Raw genomic sequence first — 4,383 nt, forward strand, 5'->3', positions numbered from 1 at the left:
TCCCGGTTGACCCCGAGAGATTTAACTCACAACACCACTCACCCCAACGGCGGCGTCCGTGGCGGCACCATACGCTTGCTGCCGGTGGACTCGAAGGCCGAGGCAAAGCGCAGCAGGTTGTTGTCGTCATAGGCGCGACCGGCGAAGGTCAGACCCACCGGCATACCGATATCGGCCATCACCCCCATGGGGACGGTGACGGTCGGCACGCCGAGGTGGCGGATAGCGAGGTTGCCGTTGGCAACCCAGATGCCATTGCTCCAGGCGATATCGGCGGAGGCCGGATTCACATCCGCATCAGCCGGGGCGACGTCGGCGACGGTCGGGAACAGCACGGCGTCGAGCTTGAGCCCGTCCATCCAGTCCTCGAGATCCAGCTTGCGGGTCTTTTCCAGACCGCGCAGGCCGTCCGGCACTGTGGGGATCTCGTCAAAGCGCTTGATGCCACGCTTGGCCATATTGACGTACTCGTCCATGCCCGCTGCCAGATCGCCCTCGCGGTTCGGCAGGGTGCCCGGATCGTGGGGGAAGATCTTGGGCCCGTCGACATCCTCAAGCTTATTGAGCTTGGGATCGCCATTGGCGCGCAGGAAGTCGTCGAACGCCCAGCCGGAGAGCTCCCACAGCTCGTCGTTGAGAAACTCAGGGCTCACGATGCCACGATTGAACACGGTCGGCGCGCCGGGTCTGTCCCCTTCGCAGTTGGAGACCAGCGGGAAGTCCACTTCGATCACTTCGGCGCCAGCGGCTTCCAGCGCCTGACGGGCCTGCTCCCACAGGGCGATCACGGTCGGGCGGGTATGGATGCGCTGACCGGTCGGGCCGCCGATGCCGGGATTTTCGCTGGTGCCGGCCAGTTCATCCTTGTTGATAAACATGCGCGGCACGCCGAGGCGCTTACCCTTGAGGGCATCGGGCTTGGCAGCCAGATCCAGATAGGAAGCCGGACGCACCTCGGAGGCCTTGGGCAGTTGCACCCAGGGCTGCATGCGCCACAGATCGCCACGGGTGTCGGCATCGTCGGCGACCACTACATCCAGCACTTCCAAGAGATCGGCCATGGTGCGGGCATAAGGCACCACCACGTCCATGGTCGGGGTCAGCGGCCAGTTGCCGCGCACCGAGATGACGCCACGGGACGGGGTGTAGGCACACAGGCCGTTATTGGAAGCCGGGCCACGGCCGCTCGACCAGGTCTCTTCCGCCAGACCAAAGGCGGAGAAGCTGGCGGCGGTGGCGGTACCGGCGCCGTTGGAGGAGCCGGAGGCAAACGGCGCGGTCAGGTAGTCGGCGTTGTAGGGGCTCTCGGCGCGGCCATAGACGCCGCGCTGCATGCCGCCATTGGCCATCGGCGGCATATTGGTTTTGCCAAGGCAGATGGCACCGGCGGCGCGCAGGCGCTCAACGGTAAAGGCATCGCGCTGGGCCACCAGATCCTTGAAGGCCGGGCTGCCGGAGGCGGCGGTCAGCCCCTTGACCAGATAGCTGTCTTTGGCGGTGTAGGGGATGCCGTCGAGCGGGCTCAGGGTCTCGCCACGGGCGCGGCGGGCATCAGAAGCCTCGGCCTCTTTCAGCGCATCGGGATTGGCGACCACCACAGCGTTGAGTTTGGTGGCAGTCTCGGGGCCGTTGTAAGCCTCGATCCGGGCCAGATAGGCCTTGACCAGTTCGACCGCTGTGGTGCGGCCTGATTCGAGCGCGGCACGCAGCTCGGCAATGGAAACCTCGGTCACTTCGATCATGGGGATCTCCTGTAAAAGGGTGACTGTTTGTCATGATGATCGCCGCATCAGCGCCGGCGACCATCACACCATCAAGAGATAAAACCCCACGGCGTGGGGTTTTGAATACCAGCTGGAACCGGTTTACGACCCGTCGCGAGAGGCCGTCAGCAAGGTGAAGAGCAGCGCAGGAACCGGAGTGTATGTGAATACATGAGCCGTTTGTTCCACATAAGCGAGCTGCACATAAGCCTTGATCACGGCCTCGCAGCAGGATCGTCATCCGGTTCTTACTTGCCAGAGGGGATTTGCTGGGTAATGCAGTGGATATTGCCACCGCCCAGCAGGATCTCGCGGGCCGGTACGCCGACCACGGTGTGCTCCGGGAAGATCTCTTCCAGAATGCGCTGGGCTTCACCATCAGTGGCGACATCCAGCAGCGGATAGACGATGCGATCGTTGGTGATAAGGAAGTTCACGTAGGAACCGGCCAGACGGCCTTCTGCCTCGCGCGGCACACCGGTACCGCTCTCGACACCAGCAGACTCCTCTTCGGTGCAGAACAGCGGGCCCGGCTGGGGCAGCTTCCACACTTTCAGCTTGCGACCCTTGGCATCGACCGCCGCTTCCAGCACCTTGAGGGCGGCTACGGAGCGGGCGTACTGGGGATCGTTCTGATCGTCAGTCCAGTGCAGGGCCACTTCACCCGGACGCACGAAGCAGCACATGTTGTCGATGTGGCCGTCGGTTTCGTCCATGTAAACGCCTTCGTCCAGCCAGATAAAGCTGGTGACGCCCAGATAGTCGCGCAGGTGCGCTTCGATCTGCTCTTTGGTCAGGTGCGGGTTGCGGTTTTCGTTGAGCAGGCACTCGGCGGTGGTCAGGCAGGTGCCTTCGCCATCAACATGGATGGAGCCCCCTTCCAGAATGAGCGGCGCATCGTAGCGAGCCATCTCGTGTTGGGTCAGCATCTGGGCAGCCACTTCTTCATCCTGATTCCACGGGTAGTAGAGACCGCCCTTGTGACCACCCCAGGCGTTGAAGCCCCAATCCACGCCACGGCACTCGCCGGCAGCGTTGGTAACGATGGTCGGGCCGGTATCGCGGGCCCAGCAGTCATCGCTGTTCATTTCGACCAGGGTCACATGGGCGGGCATGATGGCGCGGGCCTGCTCCATAAACTGGGCCGGAACCCCCATAAAGACCGGGGTGGCACCACCGATGGCATCGGCCACCTTGGCGAAGGTCTCTTGCGCGAAGCGACCGGCTACGCGCCAGTTGTCCGGGCGAAACGGCCAGATCATCCAGACGGCCTGCTGGTGCGCCCACTCGGCGGGCATGGTGAAGCCGTCGGCGGCCGGAGTGGAGTTAATGGTCTTGATGCTCATCGCAAGGCTCCTTGCATGGATTGAGGCCCCCGTTTACGCCCGATGCGGCGCGGGAACCCGGAAAATAAGAGTGGGTCGCAGATTAAGACGTTGCGCCCCCATCCATCAAATGAATAGGATGGATTGTCCCATAAACACGGCGAATAATCCCCCCCATGAAACTGCACCAGCTCGACCTCAATCTGCTGCTCGCGTTTGACGCCCTGATGACGCAGGGCAGCGTCACCCGCGCCGCCGAAGCGCTCTTTATCAGCCAGCCCGCCATGAGCCACTCCCTTAACCGGCTGCGCACCTTTCTCGGTGACCCGCTGCTGGTGCGCACCCCGCAGGGGATGCTGCCGACCCCGCGCGCCCAGCGGTTGCACCTCGGGGTACAGCAGGCGCTGCGGCTGCTGGAGCAGCAGCTCACCGAGGAAGAGGAGTTCGAGCCGAGCCAGTCGAAGCGGCGCTTCGTGCTCTGCACCACCGATTACGTGGAGTGCGTGCTGATCCCGCCGCTGATCCAGCGGCTCAGACGGCTGGCGCCGGGGGTCACCATCGAGATCCGCATCCTGCGCGACACCCTGCCAGAGGCCGAGCTGGCAAGCGGCGAAATTGATCTGGTGCTGGGCTTTGACGAGTACATGCAGGTGCCGGGGTATCTCGGCAAAGAGACCTGGCTCACCGAGCCGCTGGCCGGGCTGGTACGCGCCGATCTACCGATTGCCAAATCCGCCCCCGCTGGCGCCGAGGATGACCCCTCTCAGTGGCAGGAGCGCATTACCTTGCAGCAGCTCATCGCCATGCCCCATGTGTTCCACTCGCCGCTGGGCACCTCGGAAGCGAGCCTCGACCGCTATCTGAAGAGTCAGGGCTTTAGCCGCACCATCTCGGTCAACAGCCAGAGCTATATGTCCGCCGCCGCCATCGTCAGCCAGAGCGATCACCTCTTGGTGTTGCCGAGCATGGTAGCCGAACTGCTCGCCACTCACTGGCCGCTGAAAAGCCTGCCGCTGCCCGAAGATGTGCCCGACTACCACCTAAACTGCGTCTGGCACCCCGTTCACGCGCAGCAGCCCGCACTGGTATGGCTGAAAGATTTGATGAAAGAGCTGGTAGGGCCGAGGTAAACACTCTTGCCTCCGAAATTGAATGGGATCACCAACCGACCCAGTGAAAAGCACTTGCTGACGGAGCATTTGGCCCAAACCGAACCTCGATCAATTCCCTCTCCCTTTGGGAGAGGGCTAGGGTGAGGGCGGCTCCCTCCCCCTCATCCCCAACCCTTCTCCCGC

Annotated in this window: 3 protein-coding genes; 1 reads left to right on the top strand and 2 read right to left on the bottom strand. The window is 63.2% G+C overall.

What is annotated here, in order from left to right:
- Nucleotides 1-38 precede the first annotated feature (38 nt).
- A complete protein-coding gene (locus LG31_RS0118425; protein ID WP_033115872.1) occupies nucleotides 39-1,742 on the bottom strand; it encodes an amidase in 1,704 nt (567 codons plus the stop codon).
- A gap of 269 nt (nucleotides 1,743-2,011) precedes the next feature.
- Nucleotides 2,012-3,109 (bottom strand): agmatine deiminase, encoded by a 1,098-nt coding sequence (gene aguA / locus LG31_RS0118430; protein WP_033115873.1) that lies wholly within the window; start codon nucleotides 3,107-3,109, stop codon nucleotides 2,012-2,014.
- Nucleotides 3,110-3,264: 155 nt separating this feature from the next.
- Here aguA and LG31_RS0118435 point away from each other — a divergent pair, with 155 nt between their 5' ends.
- A complete protein-coding gene (locus LG31_RS0118435) occupies nucleotides 3,265-4,218 on the top strand; it encodes a LysR family transcriptional regulator (protein ID WP_033115874.1) in 954 nt (317 codons plus the stop codon).
- Nucleotides 4,219-4,383: the final 165 nt, after the last annotated feature.

Origin of the sequence: Aeromonas lacus (assembly GCF_000764665.1) — a bacterium.
Taxonomy (GTDB): domain Bacteria; phylum Pseudomonadota; class Gammaproteobacteria; order Enterobacterales; family Aeromonadaceae; genus Aeromonas; species Aeromonas lacus.

Excerpts from the sequence above, each read along its gene's own strand:
- LG31_RS0118425 (WP_033115872.1), bottom strand. The coding sequence starts at position 1,742 with ATGATCGAAGTGACCGAGGTTTCCATTGCCGAGCTGCGTGCCGCGCTC.
- aguA (WP_033115873.1), bottom strand. The coding sequence starts at position 3,109 with ATGAGCATCAAGACCATTAACTCCACTCCGGCCGCCGACGGCTTCACC.
- LG31_RS0118435 (WP_033115874.1), top strand. The coding sequence starts at position 3,265 with ATGAAACTGCACCAGCTCGACCTCAATCTGCTGCTCGCGTTTGACGCC.